This is a genomic window from Embleya sp. NPDC005575, from assembly GCF_040605455.1.
In the GTDB taxonomy this organism is placed as follows: domain Bacteria; phylum Actinomycetota; class Actinomycetes; order Streptomycetales; family Streptomycetaceae; genus Embleya.
Genome location: NZ_JBEXCV010000003.1, coordinates 93,492 through 117,678, shown reverse-complemented (window position 1 = coordinate 117,678; position 24,187 = coordinate 93,492). Strand labels below are relative to the sequence as shown.

At 67.5% G+C, this 24,187-nt stretch carries 12 protein-coding genes; 6 read left to right on the top strand and 6 right to left on the bottom strand.

The genetic code is table 11. The features are described from left to right. Positions 1 to 181: 181 nt before the first annotated feature. Together ABZS54_RS01750 and ABZS54_RS01745 are read left to right on the top strand one after the other, a co-directional pair. A complete protein-coding gene (locus ABZS54_RS01750) occupies positions 182 to 1,057 on the top strand; it encodes a helix-turn-helix transcriptional regulator (RefSeq protein ID WP_355529585.1) in 876 nt (291 codons plus the stop codon). Then, positions 1,054 to 1,269: a DUF397 domain-containing protein gene (locus tag ABZS54_RS01745; RefSeq protein ID WP_355529583.1), complete on the top strand. Its 216-nt coding sequence runs from the start codon at positions 1,054 to 1,056 to the stop codon at positions 1,267 to 1,269. The genes ABZS54_RS01750 and ABZS54_RS01745 overlap by 4 nt, the downstream gene beginning before the upstream one ends. Here the strand turns inward: ABZS54_RS01745 and ABZS54_RS01740 are convergent. From ABZS54_RS01740 to ABZS54_RS01725, 4 genes are all read right to left on the bottom strand, one after another. Next, positions 1,266 to 1,886, bottom strand: coding sequence for a hypothetical protein (locus ABZS54_RS01740; protein ID WP_355529580.1), 621 nt, complete (start codon positions 1,884 to 1,886; stop codon positions 1,266 to 1,268). The two genes, ABZS54_RS01745 and ABZS54_RS01740, sit on opposite strands and share 4 nt — an antisense overlap. After that, positions 1,883 to 5,332 (bottom strand): N-6 DNA methylase, encoded by a 3,450-nt coding sequence (locus tag ABZS54_RS01735; RefSeq protein WP_355529577.1) that lies wholly within the window; start codon positions 5,330 to 5,332, stop codon positions 1,883 to 1,885. The genes ABZS54_RS01740 and ABZS54_RS01735 overlap by 4 nt, the downstream gene beginning before the upstream one ends. After that, entirely contained in the window at positions 5,329 to 8,169 is a 2,841-nt protein-coding gene (locus ABZS54_RS01730; RefSeq protein ID WP_355529574.1) for a helicase-related protein, read from the bottom strand. The genes ABZS54_RS01735 and ABZS54_RS01730 overlap by 4 nt, the downstream gene beginning before the upstream one ends. A gap of 99 nt (positions 8,170 to 8,268) precedes the next feature. Continuing rightward, positions 8,269 to 13,542, bottom strand: coding sequence for a DEAD/DEAH box helicase (locus ABZS54_RS01725; RefSeq protein WP_355529571.1), 5,274 nt, complete (start codon positions 13,540 to 13,542; stop codon positions 8,269 to 8,271). A 114-nt stretch (positions 13,543 to 13,656) separates the two neighbouring features. Here ABZS54_RS01725 and ABZS54_RS01720 point away from each other — a divergent pair, with 114 nt between their 5' ends. After that, positions 13,657 to 15,804, top strand: coding sequence for a UvrD-helicase domain-containing protein (locus tag ABZS54_RS01720; protein ID WP_355529649.1), 2,148 nt, complete (start codon positions 13,657 to 13,659; stop codon positions 15,802 to 15,804). Positions 15,805 to 15,832: 28 nt separating this feature from the next. Here ABZS54_RS01720 and ABZS54_RS01715 read toward each other — a convergent pair whose 3' ends face one another. Continuing rightward, entirely contained in the window at positions 15,833 to 18,796 is a 2,964-nt protein-coding gene (locus ABZS54_RS01715; protein ID WP_355529570.1) for a hypothetical protein, read from the bottom strand. An 848-nt stretch (positions 18,797 to 19,644) separates the two neighbouring features. On the opposite strand from ABZS54_RS01715, the gene ABZS54_RS01710 reads away from it, so the two are divergent. The 3 genes from ABZS54_RS01710 (at position 19,645) to ABZS54_RS01700 (ending at position 22,574) form a co-directional block, all read left to right on the top strand. Beyond that, entirely contained in the window at positions 19,645 to 20,454 is an 810-nt protein-coding gene (locus ABZS54_RS01710) for an SDR family oxidoreductase (RefSeq protein WP_355529567.1), read from the top strand. A 130-nt stretch (positions 20,455 to 20,584) separates the two neighbouring features. Next, a complete protein-coding gene (locus ABZS54_RS01705) occupies positions 20,585 to 21,703 on the top strand; it encodes an LLM class flavin-dependent oxidoreductase (protein WP_355529564.1) in 1,119 nt (372 codons plus the stop codon). A gap of 76 nt (positions 21,704 to 21,779) precedes the next feature. After that, a complete protein-coding gene (locus ABZS54_RS01700) occupies positions 21,780 to 22,574 on the top strand; it encodes a hypothetical protein (protein ID WP_355529561.1) in 795 nt (264 codons plus the stop codon). Between the two features lie 84 nt (positions 22,575 to 22,658). Here the strand turns inward: ABZS54_RS01700 and ABZS54_RS01695 are convergent, their stop codons facing one another. Then, on the bottom strand, positions 22,659 to 24,128 hold the full coding sequence (locus ABZS54_RS01695) for an amino acid permease (RefSeq protein ID WP_355529558.1): 1,470 nt from the start codon (positions 24,126 to 24,128) through the stop codon (positions 22,659 to 22,661). Positions 24,129 to 24,187: the final 59 nt, after the last annotated feature.

Below are 24,187 nucleotides of genomic sequence, written 5' to 3'. Positions count from 1 at the left end.
GCGTCCAAAGGCCCCCGAAGCGTGACGGATGAGACGAGTATGGCACTGTGCATCCGTAGATGTGAATCTCATGTTGAGATGCGCACGAAATCGAACTTGCGTGCATGCCCGGACTGAGGCCTCGTTTGTTGCCCTCGATCCCCTGGATCGGGAAACTGACCACGCGAAGGCCGGAGGAGACATGGCATTGGGACCGACCACACGTCGCCGACTACTGGCAACGGAACTGCGTCGACTGAGAGATCGCAAGGGTCTGACTCTGGAGGAGGCCGGGGCAGCCGTTGGCCACTCACGGGCGACGGTCAACCGCTACGAGAACAACACCGGATCCGTCAGGTGGGTCGTCGTGGAGGCGTTGTGCCGCGCGTACGGCGCAACCGATGCCGAGTGCGAAGCTGCGGTCCTTCTGGCCAAGGACGCGAAGGTTCAGGGTTGGTGGAAGGGCATCACCGATGCGATCCCGGCCTGGCTGACCCCACTGTTCACGTTGGAGGACGAGGCGCTGGAGTTGTGCGCATTCGCAACGTCCTACGTACCGGGCCTTCTACAGACACGCGCCTACGCCGACGCCGTGCACCGCGCCACTGAAACGCACGCAACCGAGGACCAGCTCGCCCGCATGGTCGAAGTCCGCATGCGGCGCCAAGACATTCTCAAGCGAGAAAACCCGCCGCATCTGCGAATCGTGCTTGACGAGGCAGTCATTCGCCGGGCCGTGGGTCGCCCAGAAACCATGGCAGGGCAACTCGATCATCTTTTGACCTGCTCTGAACGCTCGTATATCACAATCCAAATTTTGCCCTTCGCGGCCGGCGCCTATGCAGATACCACCGGGTTCATCTATATCAAGGGACAGGACCCGAGCTTGGATGTCGTTTATGTTGGTAGTCTCGCAGGGGTCGGAGCGCTCTATGTTGAGAAATCCGTTGATCTCGAACGGCATAGGACCGTTTTCAATCACCTGACTACACAGGCGATTAACCCGGAAGAATCCACTAAAATGATCACAGAAGTGCGAGATTTTTTCGCCCTCAACGGGAACAAGAGGTCAGCATGATGGAGACCGGTATTCAAACCAAGTGGATCAAGTCCAGCCACAGTGGAGGATCGGGCAGCGACTGTGTCGAGGCTGCCATCCTAAACAGCTCGAAACCGCTCACAGGCGTCCGGGACTCCAAGGTGTCGTCTGGCGATCAGCTTGAGTTCGATTCGACCACATGGAACTCTTTCCTCCGGAGCTTGAATACCAGGCAGACCACCAGGGTCTAGTTTTTTGGAGAGAAAACCCGTGCGGGATGACGGGCGCCTTCGCCGGGAGGTGGGCACAGCGGCGTTTTGTAAGGCACACCAGTCTCGATGGCGTTTGCCATGGCGTCGTAGGCCTCTAGAATCAAGCGCTCGGTCTTGTACTCTCCATTTGCGGCGACTTGCTTGCGCTTGATGATCGGGAATGATTCCATTACGTACTCTACGTCAACGCGCTCGAGCCCATAGATATGAAAGAATGCTGCATCGAGTTCGGCCCGAATCAACTCTCGACGAGTTTCGGACCAGCGAAATGGAAGCCCGGCATCCCGATACTGAGCAGCATAACCGAACATCCGATAATCAACGTACACAAGCTCCAGTACGCGGACTGAAATCCATGCATCGATATCGATTCCCCTATCCCAGCCCGGGTTTTCTTTAAAACTGCTTGGGTTGGGTACGGGGAGCTGATAGGCGGTAAAGTACTTCAGATGCGTGCCGCTGAATTTCTGTCGAGCAACAAAATCGAGCACAAACGAGCTAAGAGCCGCCTGAAGTGGCGCAGGAGAATCGGTATCCGGGAGCATTAGAAGCGTCCCGTCTGGCGTAGGATTTCTAGGCAAAGCCGAGATAATCATGGTCCGCTCATCGGAAGATCGGCAGATGTCTCGCCATCCCAAGAGCCATTGCTTTGTCCATTTTGTGCCAATTTTGTCCGCATGATTTTTTCACTAACCCAGTACCTTGGCTGAGTGGTAAATGCGGGCTCATCATGCTCATCGGCTGTAACTCGCGGCAGCGTTCCCATGTTCGACTGCGCCGTGGTCTGCCCTTCATAGGTACCGAGTCTGTGGTCGTAATGGTGCATCATTTTTGCTTCATATAGCGGAAGAAAGCGGTCTCTGCCCTTATGGTAAACATCGCCAGATTTATCCCAGCGCCCCGAGACAGCACCTGATGCATTTTCATCCGCGAAAGATTCCGCCATGCGAAACAAGTCAGAATCGTTGGCCATGTCAAACATTCGCAGGAAAGAAAGAGCCCAGGGATTTCCATCGGGCACCCCCTCGCGTATAAGCACAGGAAGCCGCCGGTAGATCCCAAGAGTAATTTCGGCGTCGCGACGCGATCGAAACACTGGCAACGTTCCCGTGTTCGGGTTGACCAGCAGGATCTCCTCGGGCGGCATCGCAAACCGTCGAGCGTCCAAGTCCTCGATGTGCCGCGTCCCGAACGCGAACGAGGCCACGCCGACCTTCACGTTCTTCCCGCCCGCCGACAGCAAGCAGAAGCGAACGCTGTGGTGGACGTCCCGGCTCAGCAAGAACGCCTCGTTCTCGAAGTCCAGGAACGACACCAGCGCGCTCCGCCGCACCAGGTCCGAAAAGAACGGGGCCGTGGTCGCGTCCGTCGCGATACCGGTCGGCAGTACCAAACCGAAGCGGCCCGACGGCTCGATCACGATCGAGGCGGTCTCGGTGAACACCGCGTACGTATTGACGTCGCCCCGGCCCGTCAGGGGATACCGCCCGGAAGCCCGCAGGATCCGACTCTCGCCCTCGGCCCGTCGCTTGGCATCCACATACCGGGCGTGCAACTGACGCCCCGGCTCGGTGTCGAGCAACGCCTTGATCATGCGATCCCGCGCCGCCTTGTTCGGCGCGTTGGCGATCGCCTCATCCTCGGTGGCGAAGAACTCCTTGTCCTGAAGCTTGACTCGCTCCCACGGCGGATTGCCGACGACACACGAGAAGCCGCCGGCCCACCCAGTCTCGGAGTCGACCCCCTCGGCATCCATGTCGTTCACCCGGAAGATGTGCGGAAACTCCAAGTGCCAGTGGAAGAACCGGTATTGCTCGGAGAGCCGCGCAATCTCCGCCCGTGTCGTCGCCGGCACCGATTCCGGCGTCATGTCGAGTTGCTCGAACGTAGCCGTCGTGATGCCCGTCATGGCGTCCAGCTTGTGGTTCACAAACGACGCGCACCAAGCGTCCGCGACTTCGCGCCGCTTCACCAGATCCGGCAGCCGCATGAAGTCGCGATACTTCTGTGCCTGCGTGTGCACGTCGATCAGGTTGCGCGGTTGCGCCTGTACGACCTCCGCCAGACGCGCCGCGAATACGCCGTTGGCCACCTGTACGCCTGGCGTTTCGAACAGCGAACTCTGTCCAGCCTTTTCCTTGATATTGCGTGCCTTCAAGGACTTGATGACCTTGGGATTGTCCCCGTCCAGCGCCTTGAACGCCTCATCCGGGATCCCACCCGCCAACAACCTCGGCGTAGACCCCAGCAGTGAGTTGCCCACCTTGATCTGCGCGTCCAAGAACGCCAGCGGCTGGCCCGGGTCCAACGACTCAAGCCACAGGGACACCTTCGCCAACTCGGCCGACAGCGGATTCAGGTCGACACCATGGATGCAATGCGACACCACATCCCGCATCGCGTGCCGAACATCGCTCGGCAGCGGCTCCGGGTCCCCGGTCCGCACATACGCCAACGCCCTGGCCAACCGCCTTGCTGCAGCGACCAGGAAGTGCCCCGATCCACAGGACGGGTCACACACCGTCAGTTTCAGGAGCGCTGCTTCCGGGTCCAACTGGTTCAGTGCCTGGGTGATCAGCGGATCCAGCGTCGAATCCAGCAGGCACTCGATCAGCGATGTCGGCGTGTAATACGACCCCGTGGTCTTGCGCTCGTTGCCGGACAGCCGCTCCAGCCAAAACGCGTGCGACGCCGGGTCGTAGCGCGGGACTTCCTCAAGCAGCGACTCGTAGACGCTGCCCAGCTCCTCCGCACCCAGGTGCTCGTAGTCGACCGCTCGCGGCCGTCCACCCTTGTCCCGGAGCCACGCCAGCTCCCGAAACGCCTTCAACAGCGCATGGTTCGGCAGCGTCAACTCGTTCAGGACGTCCATCGGACTCGGCTCGAAGATCCCACCCAAGCCCGGGAGCGCGAGAGGTTCGGCGCCCTCCTCCAGGGCGAGCTTCTCGACCACCAGCATCAACGCCCGCCACAGGTCGCCCTTCGAGTCACCCACCCGCTTGCGCGAGACCCGACGCAGTCGCGCCGTCGAGTAGTACGACCGATAGCGCTCCTTGGCGACGAGGTCGGCGTCCGGGTCGAGCAGCATGTCCCGGTCCTCGGCCACGAACAGGAACAGCAGCCGATACACCGTCCGCAGTAGCGACCGGTGATAGTCCGCCAGCGTCAACCCGTCACTGGCCGACCCCCGAGCGATGCGCTCCCGCAGCCCCGCGTTGGCCGTCTCCTGAAGGAACCCGCTGCCCAGCGTCGCAATCGCGTCCCGCACACCATCGCGCAACTGATTCAGCGCGCGCGTGCCCGTGTCGATCGCGTGCAGGCGCCACTTCTCCAGCCAGCAGTCGGCCGGACCCGTGTTCTCGTCCTGGGACAACTTCGCGAACCGCGACTGATGCACCGTCAGGTACAGCAGCACGAAGTCCGCGTAGAGCTCACCCTCGAAGATCGACTCGACGTCGAACTCGACGTACGCCGACCCGGTCAACGACGCCGAGTCCCGCAGCAGCCGCAACACCCGCCCATTCGACAGCACGCCCCACAGCGTCGAGTCGGTCCGGTTGAGGCAGTCCTGCATCATCGACTGCGGCTTCAGCGTCGCCCCACTCACGCCCGGGTGCCGCTTGTCGAGATCCAGCCCCCACCCGAGCAGGTGAATCGGGATGTGCTCCCAGTGATGCGACACCGGGAACTCGTGTCCGCCGTCCTCGGTCGCGAACGCACCCTTCGTCGCAGGCGCCAGGTTGCCGAACCCCAGCTCGCGGAAGAGCAGCAGCAGCCAATGCTGGCGCGTGATCGCGATGTCAGGTGCGTTCTCCGGCTGCTTGGCCAACTCCGCCCGGAACGCCACCCACCTCGGCCGCAGATAGGCCCATGCCCGGCCGGCCGCGTCCCGTACCGTCTCGTTGCCGACCAAGACATAGTCGGCCGGCTTCAGCCCCGGCACACCCTCGCCGTCGACGATGCGTGAGAGCAGGTCGATCGGCAGCAGGCTGTTCTCGACGCGTACCGCCGAGATGCTGTCCGCGATGACACCGCGCTTCACTGCACGCCTCCGGTCTGGGTCATGGGCAGGTAGATGTACAGCCCGAGCACGTCGGCATGCGGCTGGTGGACGACGTCCAGGCCGCGGCGGATAGCGCCGACGGCCGTACGTACCCGCTGGTGCGACTCCTTGAGCCGGAGCGCCAGCGCGTCGCCGCGCTCGTCCAGTGTGGGCTGGATGGCAGGGAGCGCAGCCAAAACGCGCTCGATGTGCACCTTCGGCGGATCCACGTTGCCGTCGACCGACACGTCCAACAGCCGCGCGGCGTCCTCTTCACTCAGCCACTCCGGCGCGCTCGGACTGCCTCGGAACGCCATCAACCGCGCGTCTTCGGCGACCATCGACGGCGGCTTGCCACCTCGGCGCGCCGGCAAGGTGACGTGGAATCGATAGCGCACCAACAACAGCGTCGTCCGCGTCTCCACACCCCACGTCCGCACTACACCGCACCGACTGGCGGGCCGGTCCCGGCCGGGCAGCGACGGCTCCAACGCGGTGTCGAGGACGTGCTCGGCGATCGCCGATACCTTCGGATCGGTACGGATCAGCACCCCCTCGCTCCGCTTGCCCGGCGGTACACGACGAAATGTCACGTCCTTGGGCTTGTCACCCGCACCACCGGCCCCGAGCGCGTGCCGTAGGCCCAGTGGCAACTGCCCCGTCGCGGTCTCCAGGCCATCCGACGTCGGCGTGACGCCCGCGCCCAACGCGGTGAGTACATCGCGCACGAAACCCTCGACGTCGGCATGGCTGCCCAGCGCCGCGCGGATCTCGTTCAACTCCTCGCGTACCTCGTCGAGTTGCACGCCCGAGTGGGCGAACTTGGTGAGCTGCTTGCTCTCGCGTTCCGACGCCTTGTGCCACTCGCGATGCAGCTCGTCGACCTGCGCCGTGAGGTCAAGCGCGAGTTCGAGCTGGGCCTTGTCGTCGCTTTTGAGCAAGAGGCCGTCCAGGAGCGCCCGGACGATCCCTTCCCCCTTCTGCGGTACCGCGACCAACACACCGGTGGTCTTGCGAATCGCCTGATACTTGCGGATCAACACGTCGAGCACGATGCCGTCTATGCCGTTGTCCTGGCCGTAGACGGTGATCGCGCGCACGATGTCGTAGCGCTGGCCGAAGCGGTCGACGCGGCCCTCGCGCTGTTCGTGCCGCGTCGGATTCCAGGCGAGGTCGTAGTGCACGACAGCCTGGAAATGCTCCTGGAGGTTGACACCCTCCGACAGGCAGTCGGTGGCCACCAGCACACGGCGGCCTTCCTTGTCGGTGAGTTCCTCGATGCGCTTGATCCGCTCCACCGGCGGGAGTACGCCGGTGACCGCCTTGACCTCGGCCTTCCCGCCCAGTCCCTTGTAGAGATATTCGGCGACGTACTCGGCGGTGTCGATGAACCGGCAGAAGACGATCGGGTCGTACCCCTCCATCAGCAGTGCCTTGACCCGCTTGAGCACAAGCGCGAGCTTGGCGTCCGGCTTGCCCTCCAGCGCCTTGGCCTGGGCGGCCAACGCGCGCAGGCGGGCGCGCTCGGACTGCGGCACGTCCGCGTCACCGCCGGGGGTGACGTCGATGCCCTCCAACGCCTCGTCGTCACTCAGATCGAGCACCGACTGTCGACCCAGCGTCTCGGCCTCCGCCAAATCCTCCGCGCCCGCCACGCTCGCGCGGCGCTCCAACGTCTCGGCCGCCGCGCGCGGCGACGAGGCCACCGCACGCAGCAGAGCCAGCGCGGACCACCAGCGCACCCGTTTGCGCAGCTCGCCCTCGTCGGTCAGCACCGATTCGCGGGCGTACTCCAAAACGCTGTCGCGAAACGCGGCGTACTCGGGCGTGAGCCGGTACGCCACCTCCTGGGTCTCCCGTTCCTTGGGAAACGGCGTCTCCTCGTCGAGGAACTTGCGGATGTCCGGCCGGCGCCGCTGCACCATGTGCCGGGCCAGTCGGTCCCGGCCCTTGCTCGATTCGAGGTCGACGTCCGCCAGGGTCGGGTCCAGGAGCCCGATCAGATTCCGGAACGAGTGCTCCTTGCCGCTGTGCGGAGTCGCGGTGACCAGGATCAGGTGCCGGTCCTCGCGGGCCGCGAGCTTGCGCAGCAACTCGTAGCGCAGCTGCTTCTGCGCCTTGTCGCCCATTCCGCCGCCATCGCCGACGCACGTGTGTGCCTCGTCGACGATGATCAGGTCGGGAGCGTGCTTGACGAAGTGCTCGCGGCGCGTCTCCGACTTGATGTAGTCGGTCGAGATCACCACGTTCTTGTACCGCGTGAACAGCGACTCCCCAAAGGGCACGTCGCGGGCGAGCCGGTTCACCGTCGACGGCAACACCAACTCGGCCTCGATACCGAACTTGTCCCGCAACTCGGCCTGCCACTGTTCGGCCAGCGCGGGGCTGCACAGCACGGCCAGGCCCTCGGTCTCCCCCTGGGCCAGCATCTCGGCCGCGATCAGGCCCGTCTCGATGGTCTTGCCGATACCCACGTCGTCGGCGATCAGGAGGCGTACCGTTTCCTGCCGCATGGCGAGCAGCAACGGTACGAGCTGGTAGTGCCGGGGCTCGACGGAAATCCCGGCCAACGACCGCAGCGGACCGGCACTCGCCCGAAACCCGACCCGCAGGGCGGTGCGCAGCAGCCCCGCGCTGACCGCACTGCCCAGATCGGCGGACGTGGGCGGCGGGAACGTCGCCGCGGTGACGGTCTCGTACTCCGGGAAGATACCGGCAACGGTTTCGTCGTCACCACCGAGCGGACGCAGCTTCAGGAACTCCGCGCTGCTTCCCGGCAGCACGACCCAGTCCCGACCGCGCGCCGCGACCAGGGTTCCCGGTGCGTATCCGCTCACGAGCCACTGCCTCTCATCATGCCGATCGAGCCATCGCGAAAATCCCCGACCCTGAATCTTGCCGCATCCGCGCAGCGATCACGGACGCCGGGCAAGCAGTCACTTAACGTGCCCGCGCCCCGGACCGAACACCGTCGGGTACTCCCGGACAACCGCAGCCCAGTCGTCGTTATAGCGGACCCGGACGACAGTCCAGCCCGCGTCCCACAGGGCCTCCTCGGCCCGCTCGTCCCGCTGTGCCACCCGAGCGGCGTCGTGCGCCCCGCCGTCCACGAACACGGCCACCGATCCGCTCTTGCGGTGATAGACGAAGTCGGGACGGGCGCCGGCCTTGTCGATCAGCACCTGCGCCTCATCCGGCAACAGGTGGTCGTGTTCGTTCAACCACACGACGAAGGCCTGTTCGAGCTCGCTGTCGCACCGGGCCAGCAACGCGGCGAGGCCGTCTTCGGGTGTGCCCGCGCCCCCCGCCCCGCGCACGCTCGCATCCCGCATCGCCAGCAGCAGGTCGCGGGCCTTGTGCCGGTTGATCAGCTCGTGCTCACGCTGATTGCCGTACGACAGCAGACAGTCGTAGCAGGCCAGCTCGCAGCGCTCCTGAGCTCCGGGGGCCCGGTCGGTGTCCGCTCCGGTATCCGGGTCGAAGTGGGCGATGCGCAGCGCCTCCTCCGCGACCCTGGCCAACGCCTGCGGCTCGTCGTGCAGGCGGCGCAGCACGCCGGCGCCGCCCTCCGCGCTCTCGGTGAACAGCACCCGGCCGCGATCCTCGCCGTCGGGCAGGGCTTCGCTGGTGAGCTCGGCGTCCTCCAGCTGGAAGACCGCCTCGATCCCGCGCTCGATCGCGTACTGCACGGACCTCGCGGTCTCCCGGTCGACGGCCGCGGACAGGCGCAGCACGAGGATGTTGCGCCGGTCCTCGACGTACGGGATGACTCGAAGCTTGGTCTTGACGTCCTCGGCGGCTCCCATGTCGGCATCCTCGGGGGCGTTCTCGTCGCCCTCCTTCTCGGACAACCACCGCCCGTGCACGGTGTCCAGCCAAAAGCCCTCGCGCCGATCGTCGGGCTTACGCTTGGCCCGGCCGAAGTTGATGATGCGCACGGTGGCCGTGTCGCCGTAGGTCAGCTCCGCCAGATCCAGGCCCGTACGGCCGGTCACCTTCGCATCGAGCCGCCCGGTCCGCGAACCGTGCGTGCTGAAGCGATATGTCGTGCCCAGTATGAAACCGGCCCGGCGGCGTTCCTCCTCGTCGCACGTGATCCGCTCGCGGCGGCGGGTGAAGACCGTCTGGAGGTGCATCAGGTCGATCTTCGCGGCCGGCAGCAGCGCATCGCAGTTGTCGCACACATCGATGCCCGGGTCGTCGCCGTGCAGATAGCCGCAGGACGTGCACAGGCGAGCATTGCCGGTCGCGATCGCCCCCGGAGCATCCACCGGCAGCTGCATGTGGGTGACCTGGTAGCGCGCGCCCTCGTGATAGATGAGCGCACCGGGGCCGAACTCGCGAATCGCCAGGAACCGCGACCGCTGCACATAGTCGCCGTCTCCCCCGCCTCGGCGACCCGGTGCGCCCGCGCCACGTCGGCCCGGGATGTAGGCGGCCAGCGGCAGGCGCGGGAAGGAGTAGCCGGGCAGGAAGCCCTCGGAGGCGAAGTAGCGGTAGGAGTAGAAGTCGCTGAACGAGCGTCCGCCGTCTCCGGTGTCCTCGTTGCGCAGCAGCTTGATCTGGTTCTCCGACTCACGCCGGCGCGCCTCTGCGGTCCGCCTGGCCTTGGCGTTGCCCGAACTGTTCATCCACCGGGTGTGCTGCTGCTCACGCTCGGCGACGGCCGCTCGATACAGGCCCCGCCAGCGATCACACGCTCGGTCGAACGCCTCCGCGGACCCGGCCGCGACCTCCTCGACCCACCCCGCATGCCACCACGGGGCCTGCTCCAGCCGAGGGGCCAGCTCCGCGAGGACCTCCCGCCCCCGAACGGCCGCACGACGTAGCGCCCCCGGGTCCTGGATAGCCGTCCGCACGTCCGGTAGCAGTTCCAACGTGGGCCGCTCGCCGTCCGCGGCCACCAGCTCCGGAAGCGCGGAGCCGAGTGAGAGGCCCGTCTCGGCGAGCCAGACCGCGTGTACGTGCGAGCGCAGCAACTCCTCGTTGGCCAGGTCGAGCCGGGGCGGGGCGACGATCCCCGAGACCATCTGCTGCGAGCGGCGGAAGTAGTACTGGTCATGGGCGTTGCCGGTCGCGCAGTAGGTCGTCACCAGCGCGGGTTGGCCACTGCGGCCGGCCCGCCCACTGCGCTGGGCGTAATTAGCGGGTGTGGGTGGCACGTTGCGCATCGCGACGGCGTTGAGGGTCGAGATGTCCACACCGAGTTCCATCGTCGGCGAGCAGTACAACACCGGCAGTTCCCCGGCCCGGAACATCTGCTCGCGTTCCTGACGGACATCGGAGGCGACCTGCGCGGTGTGCTCGGCCGCGAACAACCCCCGCAGGTCGACGGCGAGCTTTTGATACAGGTCGCGGAAGAAGGTGTTGACGCGAGTACCGACCTCGGCGTCCACGGTCTTGCGCAGCGGATCCGGCGCCCCCGACGTACCGGCTCCCGCGCGCCAGATCAGCGTCGACGCCTTCAGGCGGTAGCCCGGCGCGCCGCTCTCGCGCGCGGGTACCGAAATCGTCAGCAGACCGTAGGTCTCCAACACGCGCAACAGGTCGCTGATGATGCGCTGGGCGTCACCCACACCGATCGGATCGGGATGGTGCGCGAACATTCCGGAGCGGCGCAGATAGCGGCCCAGCGCCGTGCGACCGGTGAGATGGATGTCGGTGCGGGCGCCACCGGGGCGTCCCGGACGGGCGTACACCGTGCCGGTGGCCGGAGGAAGCTGGTTGGGGGCAATCGACCAAGTCCCGGCGAGTGCCTGGTCGCTGCGATTCTTCAGGCGTTCGAATCCTTCGACCGTGAGCTGCTCGACGTCGATCGCCAAGCCGCGGCGCATCTCGTCCAGGACGATGCGGCCGAGTTCCTCACGCAGACCCGGTGGGGCCTCCTTGAGCGGCTGATAGGTGCTTTCCCAGCAGTCGGGATCCCCGGCGATCTCGTGCAGGTCGAGATAGTCGATCACCAACAGGCCGGTCTGTTCGAGATTGGGCATGGTCACCCGCCAGCCGCGCTCCAGATCCTGGAAGACGCGCAGCGCCACCACGTCGCGCAACGCCCGGAGGGTATTCTCCCGATTGCTGTACTTCACTTCCGGGTTCGCGGCGAACTCGACGAGTTGCAGGTCGAGTGCGTCGGTGACCTTCTGCGCCACCTCCTCGTGCCGGAGACCCTGCGCGCCGGCCCGCTCCACCGCCTCGTACAGCGCCCCGCGCAGTTGGGTGACCTGGACGAAGTCGTTGAAGTGTCCTGCCTGGAGGCTCGCGTCCTGACGGTTGTCGACGAAGGTCAGCAACTTGTGTGCCTTCGACTCCAGTTCCTCCACGGAGCGCAGACCGCGAACGACACTCGCGCTGATCACCGAGACGGCCGAACTGCGGCCCTCCGCGTCGAGCGTGGCCAGTTTGGCGAAATCCTGGCCGCGTACCTGTTCGTAGCCCACCCGGCAGCGCAGGCAGAATCGAAAAGGCGACGGAACGAAAGCCGCCCGCAGACCGTCACCTGCCAACGCCTCGCCCGCGGTGATGCGTTCGGCGCCGTCGGGCGTCACCCAGACCTCGAACGGAAGATGTCGACGCTTGCTCTCGACGACCTGCGGACCGTCCGCCGCCGTGCCATCCAGCCACGAGTCGGGCAGCCGCCCCTCGCGGACAGCCGCGTCGCCGTCGATGGGCCACGGGTGGTCGGCGCTGACGTAGAGGTAGCCGTCGACGTTCTCCCCACCGCTGGCGTCGGCGTCCCGGCGCGGCACGTAGCGCTTGTGGCCGGCCGCGTCGGTGCGGGCGACGACGAGGTACTCCTGGCCGCATTCGCGACAAAATGCCAGCGGCAGCAGGATCTTCTCCGGCGCTCCCGGTACGACCTTCTGGTACTGGCTGGTGATGTGTCGGGTGTCCTCGTGTTCCAGGCTGACGTAGACCGTGTCGCCCTTGGAGAGGAACTGGTGCAGTCGAAACGCGAACAGCGGTCGACCTGTGGTGGGGTCCTGGACCCGGGAACCGGCCTTGAGGACGGTGCGGATCGCCGCAGCACAGACAGCCGAGTCCCGGTCGGTCAGCTCCGCGAGGCGCTGCGCCGCCGTTTTGACGGTGGTGGGCGGTCGGCGCACAAGCACCGGCGGACCCGAGGGGTCCTCATCGACCTCGATCAGCCCGAACTCGGTTTCGATCCAGGCCGCGAGCGGGTCGGTCGCCAATATCGCGTAGGTTCCGGACACCGGGGGCTCGTCCACGGAGGCGGCCAGTGCCACGGGGTCGGGTGCGCACGACGTCGCGCGCACCAGCGTCTCACCGATCACCCGCTCGGCGGTGACCGCGGTGCCGAACAGGTGGGTTGCGACCTCGGCTACCGCGGCGCGTTGCCGGGCACGAGTCCCGCCCGAGGCCATCGTTGCCGAGGTGCCCACACATTGCAGATCGGGCGCCCGACATGCGTCACGCACTCGACGGACCAACATGGCGACATCGGCGCCCTGACGGCCGCGGTAGGTATGCAATTCGTCGAGTACGAGGAACTTCAGCCCGGCGGCGGCGCGCACGAGCTTGTCGCGCTCGCGGGGGCGAGTGAGTAGGTATTCCAGCATCACGTAGTTGGTGAGCAGGATGTCGGGCGGCTCGGCGAGGATGCGTTCGCGGTCGCTGTCCTTCTCCTGACCGGTGTAGCGCGCGAAGGTGACCGGTTCGCCGCCACGCGGATAGCCGTGTCCGAGGAACCGTTCCAGCTCGTGGCGCTGACTGTTGGCCAGAGCGTTCATCGGGTAGACGATGATCGCCTTGATTCCGGGGGCGCGACCGCCTTCGGCCGCGGTCTTGATCCGTAGCGTGCGGTCCACGATGGGCAGGATGTAACTCAGGCTCTTGCCGGAACCGGTGCCGGTGGTGAGTACGTAGCTCAGTCCGGTGGCCGCTGTCTCGACAGCGTCCCGTTGGTGGCGGTACAGCCGCAACGAGCGTGTGCCCGGATCCTCGCGGTCGGCCTTGTCACGGAAGATCCGTTCGCACTCCTCGTGTAGGACGCCGGCGCGCACAAGGTCGTCGATGCTGCTACCGGACGCGAAGTTGGGGTTGAGCGAGAGGTACGGTTCCGGCCATTGAGCCGCGCGCTCCACCTCGTCTCGGACATGCGCGGCGATGCGTTCCTGGCGGACGGGCACGGACGCCAACGTGAACGCCTCATAGTCGGACACGACCTGTTGGCGCACCTCGAAGATGTCCACCGACCTGCTCCTCGCCCTTGCTCGGCGCAGCGTTTGCTGTAGGTGATGAGCTGCGCTCCGTTACCGTACGGGATAGCACAGAGACACAGCACGGTGATCGGCTCGGGAGGGCATGTGCCGCAACTCGCGCTCGGGAAAGACTTCCTGGCCGAATACGCCCGCTTGGAAAAGTCCGCACAGCGAGGCGTACGCGAGGCCATCGCCAAGTTCCAGAGCCTGACTCTGGCCGAGTTGCTGGCCGACAAAGGGTTGCACCTCGAAAAGCTGGATCGGGCTCGGGACGCCCGGATTCGGACCATTCGGGTGGGTGGATTCCGGCGCGGTGTGGTGTTGGCTCCCGACCGGGGTGAGACATTTCTACTGTTGCGTGTCCTGCCGCACGACGACGCCATCGCATGGGCGATCAAGCAACAGGCCGGCGTCAACCGGGCCACACATGCACTGGAGATCCAGGACGTGGTGGCCCAGCAGCAGGCCACGCCCGCGTTGGAGCAGATGGCGGCCGGTGCGGGCGCCCGGCTCTTCGATCGAACCTCGGACGCCGACTTCGTCCGCTTGGGCCTGGACGCGAACGTATTGCGCATCGCCCGTCTGCTCACCGAGCGTGGGCAGTTGCACGCCTTCGAGGCGCTGTTGCCGCAGGACCAGTACGAGGTGCTCTTCTATCTGGCGGAGGACTACTCCGCCGAGGACGTGTGGCGAGACGTGGTGAGCACACGTCGCCCGGCTGCAGCTGCACCGGACGCTCTCCCCGATCCCGACGACCTGGTCTCCGCGATGGCCCGAGCGCAAGGCCGGGTCGCCCTCGTGGACGGTCCGGACGAGTTGCTCGACATCCTCGCGCGACCATTCGACGCCTGGCGCGTCTTCCTGCATCCGTCACAACATCGGACCGCGTATCGCCTGTCCTACGCCGGACCGGCTCAGGTAAGCGGCGGCCCGGGGACGGGCAAGACGGTGGTCGCCCTGCATCGTGTGCACCACCTCGCCCAACGCTTGGGACCCGAGGAACGCATCCTGTTGACGACGTACACCACCACTCTGGCGCGGAGTCTGCACGAGAACCTGGCGATGCTGCTCCCGCCCGAACTGCTCGATCGGGTGGACGTGACCACCGTGGACGCGGCGGCCAATCGCCTGCTGCGGGCGGAACTCGGCGGGAAGCCACTGTCGATGGTGCACGACGAGAAGGAGCGTTGGACGGCGGTTCTCGACACGTCGGGGCTTCCGTGGACGGTTCCGTTCATGATGCAGGAGTATCGAAACGTGGTGGTCGCCCAGGACATCGGGAGTCTGGAGGCCTACCTGAAGGCGTCCCGGGCCGGCCGGGGTACACCGCTGGGACCCTTGCAGCGCGCCAAGATCTGGCGCGCGATCGAGGAGTTCGTGGGAGCGCTGCGCGCCGAGGGCCGATGGACGTGGCTCCAGGTCTGCGACGAGGCCGCACTGTCGATGAGGTCTCGGGTGAACAAGCCGTATCGCCATGTGATCGTCGACGAGGCACAGGACCTGCATCCCGCGCAGTGGCGAGCACTGCGCGCGATGGTCGCCGAGGGTCCGGACGACATGTTCATCGCGGGCGACCCGAATCAGCGGATCTATGACAGCAAGGTGTCCTTGGGCAGCCTCGGGATCAAGGTCGTGGGGCGATCGAGTCGTTTGCGCGTCAACTATCGAACCACGGCTGAGATTCTCGGCTGGTGCACATCGATTCTGACCGGGCAGCCGATCCAAAACCTGGACGGCGAGCGTCCGGAGTCGCTGGAGGACAGCCGCAGTTCACTGCACGGGCCGACGCCGGATCTGGTGGCGCTGGACGGCCCCGAGGCCGAGTTGGCTGCGTTGGTGCAGCGAGTACGCGGTTGGCTGGCGGCGGGTGTGCGCTGCGAGGAGATCGGTGTCGCGGCGCGATTCGGCGGATACGGCCGCAAGGTCGCGGATGCGCTGTCCTTGGAGGGTGTGCCCGCTGTGTTCCTCAAGAATCACCCGACGGCAGTCACGGAGGGGGTTCGCATCGGCACCATGCATGCGATGAAGGGGCTGGAGTTCCGCTGCATGGCGGTCGCGGATGTAACGGCGGCAAGTGTGCCGTACATGCGCCACGTGACGGCGGTCGAAGTGGATCGTCTCCAGCACGAAGCAGACATGTTGGCTGAGCGGTGTCTGCTTTTCGTGGCCTGTACACGCGCTCGGGAAGCGCTGCACGTGTCGTGGACGGGGAAACCGAGCCTGTTCCTGCAAGACGCGGGGGTGGTGGGCTGACGAATGCGGACGCGTCGGCGTCGGCCGGTCAGCACAGTCGGTGCAGGGCGCGGCGGGCGGCCTTGGCCACCTCGGGGTCGGGGTGGGTGGTTTCGGCGAAGCGCAGGACGTCCTCGGCGCAGGGGTGCCCCATCGTCGCGAGTTCGCCGAAGACCACGTCGGCGCCCGGGCCCTGGCTGCCCGTGACCTCGGTGAGCAGGCCCAATACGGCGGCCTCGTGCCGGCCGAGCAGCGCCGCGGCGGCGTTGTCCGCGGTCAACCAGGCCAGCGTGCGCAGCGTTGCGGGGGGCACGTCATGGTCGTGGGTCAGGCGCCAGTTCCACACGTGCGGGGCGAGGGTGGGGTCGGCGCCGGCCTGGGCGAGGGCGCGTTCAACGGCGGCCTCGGGTAGGTCGGCGTCACCCACGTGGGCGAAAAGCATGAGCCGCTCGGTGGGCCCGGCCGCTCCGGCGACCGCACACAGTTCGGACAGCGCGACGTCGACGGGCCGACATGCGATCCAGCTCGCGAACGTACGCGTCGCTACCGGTCGCGGCCACGCCCCCATCGCGCCAAGCAGCCGGGCACCCGACGCGGCGGTGTAGTCGTCGACGGTGGCGACCGGCAGCCCCTGTTCACGAAACATCCGGTGCACGAGCGTGCCACCGAGGCCGGTCAGCGTGATGCCCTCGGCGGTGCGCCGAACAATGCCGAGCGCGGCCAGCCGGTCGGCGAGCAGGATCACCCCGGCCCGAACCCGATTGAGCAACTCGGCGGGCGCCCGATCGGTGGGCACGGTCGCGGGCGGGTGCGGGTCGGCTGCGGGCGCAGGCGGGAGCGCGGGCGCGGGCGGGCGTACGTCGGACACGCGCGGGTGCGGGTCGGTCGCAGGCGCAGGCGCAGGCGCAGACGGGCGACGGTCGGGCGCAGGCGGGTGCGGGTCGGTCGCAGGCGTAGGTGCAGACGTGTGGGGGTCGGGCGCGTGCGAATCGGCCGCGGGGTGCGGGTCGGCTGCGGGCGCGGGCGGGTCGGTCGCAGGCGGACGCGAGTCGGCCTCAGGCGCAGGCAACCGCGGGTCGGTCGCGGGCACAGGCGGGTCGGTCGCGGGCACAGGCAACCGCGGGTCGAGCGCAGGCGCACTCGCAGCGCACAGTCGGCCCATCTCCCGGACCAGGTCGGGCGCGTCCAAGATCCGGCCGAGGGCGAACGCCTCCTCGTCGGCGGGCGGCTCGGTGGGCAGCGTCCGAACCACATGGTCGAGGTCGCGACGCACCGCCAGACCCACGAACAGCGACACCGGGAGCGGGCCGCCGAGTTGGACCAGGCCGGTGAACAGCGACGCGGCGAGCCCCTCGGGGACGTCCCATCGTTGCTCGTGGGCCTCGCCGAAGGTCACGTTGTCCTCGGCCACCACCACCATGGCGCGCGCGGCGAGCGCGATCAGCTCGCGGTCACCGCCCTCGCGCCACACTCGCAGGCCGTCCGCGACGTACACCGTGCCGTCGAGCAGAACCAGCAGGCCGGTGCCCAGCGCAAGCGTCCAGCGCCGGTGCAGGGCATGCTCGCCCCGCGCGGTACGGGGCGGGCCGGCGACGGGACGACGGGGCTGCTCGGGGATGCCGAGGTCGACCATGACCCGGCGCGCGATGTCGTCCGTCAGTACCTCCTCCCGGGTGACCGGCAGCGGCCCGTGCTCCTCCACGTACTCCGCGAGCGCAGCCGCCTGCGCCAAGAGCGGCGACATCCGAGCGGCCAGCGCGCACTCGGAGGTGGGCGGCACGTACAGCGGCGGCAACGCGGGCTCGCTCGGGCCGCCGCCCGGGCCGGTGAGCGGTGCGGGCACGCCGAGTTCGAGGAAGCGGGCGCGCAGCCCGTACAGCCCCAACGGGGTCAGCCGCACCGCCATGAACGGCGCGCCACCGCCCACCAGCTCACGGATCTCCAGGACGCCGAACGCGCGCAGATCATCCATCTGGTGGGCCAGGGTCAGGCCGGTGAACAGCGCCGGGTCGGCCACCGAGGGCGACCTCGGCCGGCCGTCGGGCGTGTACGAGAGCAGCTCGAACAGCCCGCCCATCGGCACCCACCGACCCGCATGGTCGTACAACTCGCGCAGCAACTCGCGAATCACGTCGCCCCCGCGCAGCACATGCCCGGCACGACGCACCGCCGGTCGCCCGGTGGCGTCGCCGACCGCGACGCCCTCCCACAGGCTCGACCACACGCGCAGCACATCACACGGTCGGCCGACCGCCAGCGCCCGGGCGAGCGCGCCGGCAGTCGCGACGGTGCGACCGACCTCGATCAGGCCCGCTGCACACGCGATCGACCAGACATGGTGCAGCGGCTCCACGTCGCGCGCGCTGCGAACGCCCGCAACCGGTGCGTCAATGCCCAGCAGTGACACGGCCGCGGCCGCCGACGCCCGGCACAGGACACCGGTCGCGGTCACCGGCCGCCCGCGCCCGACCCAGCGGGCGAGGGTGAGCGCAGCGGCGAACGACGGCGCCATCGACGCGGCCCGAGCCAACTCGCGCTCGTCCGGCAGCCGAACCGCCGGCAGCGCCCTGCCCCGTCCGGGGCCCGTCGCGAAGCCCGCCACGAACAGTTTCTTCGCCGACCCCCAGCAGGTCGAATCCGCCATCCGGGCCGGAAGCTCGCCCTCGTGCCGATCCAGCACCGCGAGCAGCGGGTCGAGTCGATCGCTGTCCGGATGCAGGGGTCCACACTCGCGCAGGAACTCCAGGAACAACCGCAGCGCGGGCACCACCAGACCCACCGTGTCCTCGCGGGGCAGCGCGACGTGTGCGGGCACCAGCGTCTCCAGCAGCACGTTCAAATCGCCGGCGCGCCAACGGGTGTGGTCGTCGAGCCGCAGGCAGGCGACCCGCAAATCGAGCACCGTGCCCACGACGTCGATCATCCGCTCGGCGTCCGGGGCCGACCGGCCCGCTCGCGCAAGCCACGTGCCGAAGTCGGCCACGATGCCGCAGGAATCGGGAGATAGCGCCACGCCGCAGAGCGTAGTGAGCGCCGCATCCGCTTCGCATGGATTTCGGACAATCCATGCGAACCGACAACGGCATCACCCGAAGCGCTGTCGAAAGCCCCGAACACACAACCACTCGCCCACGCACGCACGCACCGGCAGCAACTCACACCGCCGTCCGCACGTGCCAACACCTCCACCCGCGCCCGCAACCGAACTCGCCTACACCGACACCTGCACCCGCGACCGCCGACTCCTGCACCCTCCGACGACTGCGGCACTCGCGCCCGCACCCGCAGGCGTCGGCATCAGCGCCCGGGCCCGCAACCGCCGGCAAGGCACCTGCGCTCGCGATCACGCACAACCACGTGCACCGGTACCAGCAAGGTCGACCGCCGGCACCCACCCGGCGGCCGCAAGACGACTTACCGCCACCTGCCCCACAAGCAGGCCACGCCCGCTCCCTCAACCACTCGCAGGCGCGAGCACACTCCAAGCCCACCAACGCCCGCCGGCACTCGCGCCCGCACCCAAGCCCCATCGCCGACGCCCATCTACGCCGACCCGCACCCGCAGGAACCGTACGCCCGCACGCCCACTCCCCGCGTAGAACAACGCCCCCGCCCCCGCACCGTCCCCAGGCGCGGTTGCGTATGCCGCATCGAGCGGTGATGTCCGCCACTTTTGCTGACTAAGCGTCAGATCATCTGCGGACCTGCGTGAACACCCGCTCACCGACTCGGAAAAAGACAGCCGTCTCCCTTCAGGTGACGGGTCGTCAGGTGGCATGGTGACCCCAGCGCAGAGCACGGCCCGCGACGGCGGCCCCGCGCCGAGGCGACAACGTACGCGATCCACAGTGAGGTGCCCCCGTGCTGCTCGACCCTTCCGCCGCCCTGCTCACCGACCGCATCGCCGTGGTCACCGGCGCCGCCCGGGGAATCGGCGCGGCGACGGCCGTCGCACTGGCCCGGTTCGGCGCGGATGTCGCCATCTGCGACCGCGAGCCGATCGGCCTCCAGGAGACCGCAAAGGCGATCAAGGCGACCGGCCGCCGGGCTCTCGCGGTCGAACTCGACGTGCGCGACGGCGAAGGCGTCGAGCGCTTCCTCACCGAGGCGCACGGCACGCTCGGCGGCTTGGACATCCTCGTCAACAACGCCGGCGGCGGCTTCTGGTCACCGTTCATGGAGGTCCGCCCCAAGGGCCAGACCGCACTGGTCGACGAGAACTTCACCTCCGTCACGCACGTGATCCGGCACGGCGCCCCGCTCATGCGCGAGGGCGGCTCGATCGTCAACGTGACCAGCATCGAGGCCTTCCGCGCCGCACCCGGCTTCGCGGTATACGCCGCGATGAAGGCCGCGGTCGAACAGCTCACCAAGTCGCTCGCCCTCGAACTCTCGGATCGCCGCATCCGGGTCAACTGCGTCGCCCCCGACGCGATCCCCACCCCCGGCGACGCGGGCCTCGCGGAGACGTTCGAGACCGACGAGGGCGCCTACGACTACGCCGCCAAGGTCCCCCTCGGCCTCGGCACCCCGGACGACTGCGCCGCCCCGATCGTCTTCCTCGCCGGCGACCTGGCCCGCTTCGTCACCGGCACCACCCTGCACGTCGACGGCGGCACCATGGCCGCCTCCGGCTGGGTCCGCCGCCCGGACGGCACCTTCACCCCCTGACCGAGCGCGCCGGCGCCCGCACTCGCCGGCTCCGCCGACCACGCCCCGAGGCTGCCGAACGGCCACCGAACGCACCCGAACCCACCGACCGACCACCCCGCCCCGACCAGACCGCGGAACTGGGAGTGCAATGGAATTCGGCATCTTTCTTCAGGGCTACAACCCCTCGTTCCGGCGTGAGGGAAACCCCAACGCCGAACACGAAGCCCTGATGAACGACATGGACTTCGCGATCGCCGCCGACCGGGCCGGCTTCAAGTACGTCTGGCTGAGCGAACACCACTTCCTCGACGAGTACTCGCACCTGTCCGCCAACGACGTCATGTGCGGCTACCTCGCCCACGCCACCGAGCGGATCCACATCGGCTCCGGCATCTTCAACCCGCTCCCCCAGGTCAACCACCCGGCCAAGGTCGCCGAGCGGGTGGCGATGCTCGACCACCTCACCAAGGGCCGCTTCGAGTTCGGTACCGGCCGGGGCGCCGGCAGCCACGAGATCCTCGGCTTCCTGCCCGGCATCGAGGACATGTCCGAGACCAAGGCAATCTGGGAGGACGTGATCCGCGAGTTCCCGAAGATGTTCCTCCAGGACACCTACGAGGGCTACGACGGCACCTACTGGCAACTCCCGCCACGCAAGATCCTGCCCAAGCCGTACGGCAAGTCGCACCCCGCCATGTGGTACGCCGCCGGCAGCCCGCCCTCCTACGCGATGGCCGCCCGCATGGGCCTGGGCGTACTCGGCTTCTCCATCGGCGACCCGGCGAGCGCCGAGAAACTGGTGGCCGGATACAAGCGCGAGATCGGCAACGCCGAACCGATCGCCGACTTCGTCAACGACAACGTGCTCGCGGTGAGCACCGGCTTCGTCGCGGAGACCAGGGAACAGGCGGTCGCCAACGCGGTCGCGGCCCGGCCGATGTACCTCACCAGCAACGTCTTCCGCTATCACGACACGTTCCCGCACCCCGAGGGCATCCCGTACTGGCCCGAGCTGATGTCCGACCTGACCCCCGAACTGGTCGAGTTCGCCGCCGACGCCGGCGCGCTGATCTGCGGCGCGCCGGACAGTGTGCTGGACGCGGTCAAGGCCTACGAGGCGGTCGGCGTGGACCAACTCGTCCTCGGCCTGGGCTGCGACAACCGCGAGAACACACTCAAGACCATCGAACTGTTCGGCAAGCACATCATCCCCAAGCTCGACACCGAGCCGGAACATCGCACCACACGATTCCGCCGGCAGGCCTGACCTCGCCACCCGGTCGGCGTCCCCGACCGGGTCCGTCCCGCCCGACACGTGTCACCGCACGACCCGAAAGGCAGCCATGAGCTTCAAGGAATACCCGATCCGGGTGGGCAGCATGCTGTTCACCGCCGTGGACCCCGAGCGCGGCCACGAGGTGAGCTACAACCGCTGGTACGAGCGCGACCACTACTACGCCGGTTGCATGATCGGCCCCGGCATGCTCGCGGGCAGCCGCTGGGTGGCCACCGCCGACCTCAAGGCGCTGCGCTTCCCGGCCGACAGCGACGTGGTCCCGAACATCGAGGCGGGCTCCTACGTCGCGATCTACTGGATCAACGACAGCCAGTTCGACGAGTGGAACGCGTGGGCGGTCGACCAGGTCAACTGGCTCTACGGCAACGACCGCGGCTTCCAACATCGCATCCACGCGCACACCGGCATGTACCTGCACGACAGTCGCTGGTACCGCGACGAAGACCCGGTCCCGCTGGAACTCGCCCTCGATCGTAACTACCAGGGCCTGGTCTCGCTCGCCGTGCAGCGCGCCGAGGGCACCACGCAGGAGGACCTGGAGGCGTGGTTCTCCGCGCAGTTGCCCGACTTCCTCAAGGGCTCGCCAATCGCCTCGGTGGCCGCGTGGACCGCGGTCCCGCTCAAGGACGACGCTCCCGCGTTCGTCCCGCGCGACCCGAACGCCGCCTCCCGCAGCATGCAGTTGTACTTCCTCGACGGCGACCCGCGCGAGAGCTGGGACGCGTTCAAGGAGTGGGCCGAGCGGATCGACGCCTCGGGCATCGGCCGGGTCACCTACTGCGCCCCGTGGATTCCCACCGTGGTCGGCACCGACAAGTACACGGACGAGCTCTGGGGCTGATCCCCGGCCGTCGTGCGTGACGTGCGGGGCCGGGTCGAGTCGACCCGGGCCCGCACGTCACCGAAAAGCAACCAACCGTCACCATCACCGCAGTCGGCTGTGCTGCTTCCCGTAGAAGAAGTAGACGGCGAACCCGGCTAGCATCCACGCCAGGAACCGCAGCCACGTCTCACTGCTGAGGTTGATCATCAGCCACAGCGTGGCCAGCATGGACAGGATCGGCAGCCACGGCACGAGTGGCACCCGGAACGCGCGCGGCAACTCGGGCCGGGTTCGGCGCAGGATGAGCACGCTCGCCGCGACCACCAGGAACGCGAACAGCGTGCCGATGTTGACCATGACGTCGATCTCGTGGATCGGGGTGAATCCGGCGATCGCCGCGACCAGCACCGCGATCAACATCGTGCTCACGTGCGGCGTGCCGTACTTGGGATGCACCTTCGCGAACACCGGCGGCAGCAGCCCGTCCCGACTCATCGCGAAGAAGACCCGACTCTGCCCCATCATCAAGATCATGCACACGGTGGTCAGACCGGCCACCGCGCCGATGCTGATGATGGTCGCGATCCAGCCCTTGCCGACCGACCGGAACGCCTCCGCCAACGGCGCGGACGACGAGAGCATGTCGTAGCGCTGCATACCGACCACGACCAGCGACACCGCGACGTACAGGATCGTGCAGATCACCAGCGAGCCGAGGATCCCGATCGGCATGTCGCGCTGTGGCTTGCGGGTCTCCTCGGCGGCGGTAGCGACCACATCGAATCCGATGTAGGCGAAGAACACGAGCGCCGCGCCGGAGAAGATCCCCATCGCACCGTAGACCTGCGCTTCGAACCCGAACAAAGTCTGCACGAGCGGGGCTTTGAGCCCACTGTGCCCGGCCCCCGGCGGCTGCGAATCGGGCACGAAGGGGTCGTAGTTGCCGGTGTTGACGAAGAACAGACCGGCGAAGATCACCAACAACACGATCGCGATCTTGACGGTGACCATGACGAGGTTGAACCGCGCCGAGAGCTTGACCCCGAACACCAGGATCGTCGCGACCCCGAGCACGAGCAGCAGCGCAGGCAGGTTGACCTTCCCGCCGTCGCCCGGCGCGGCCGTGATCGCCTGCGGCAGCTCGATGTTCGCCTGCGAGAGCAGCGAGGTCAGGTATCCCGACCAGCCGATCGAGACCACCCCGACGCCGAGCGCGAGTTCGAGAATCAGGTCCCAGCCGATGATCCACGCGGGCAGTTCGCCGAGCGTGGTGTACGAGAACGTGTAGGCGGAGCCCGCCACCGGAACCGTGGACGCGAACTCGGCGTAGCACAGCGCGGCGAGCCCGCAGACGAACCCGGCCAGCACGAACGACAGCGCGACGGCGGGGCCCGCGTAGTCCTTCGCCGCCGTACCGGTCAGCACGAAGATACCTGTGCCCACCACCACGCCGACGCCGAAGACCATCAGATCGAGCGCGGACAACTCCCGGCGCAGGCCGTGCCCTTCGGTGACATCGGTGTCCTGGATGGACTGCTCGATGTTCTTGGTGCGAAACAAAGCGTTGGCCATGGCAACACCTCCTGGTGGCGGAGACCGTTGCCATGATCGAGGCTTTCACTCCTGTTTTC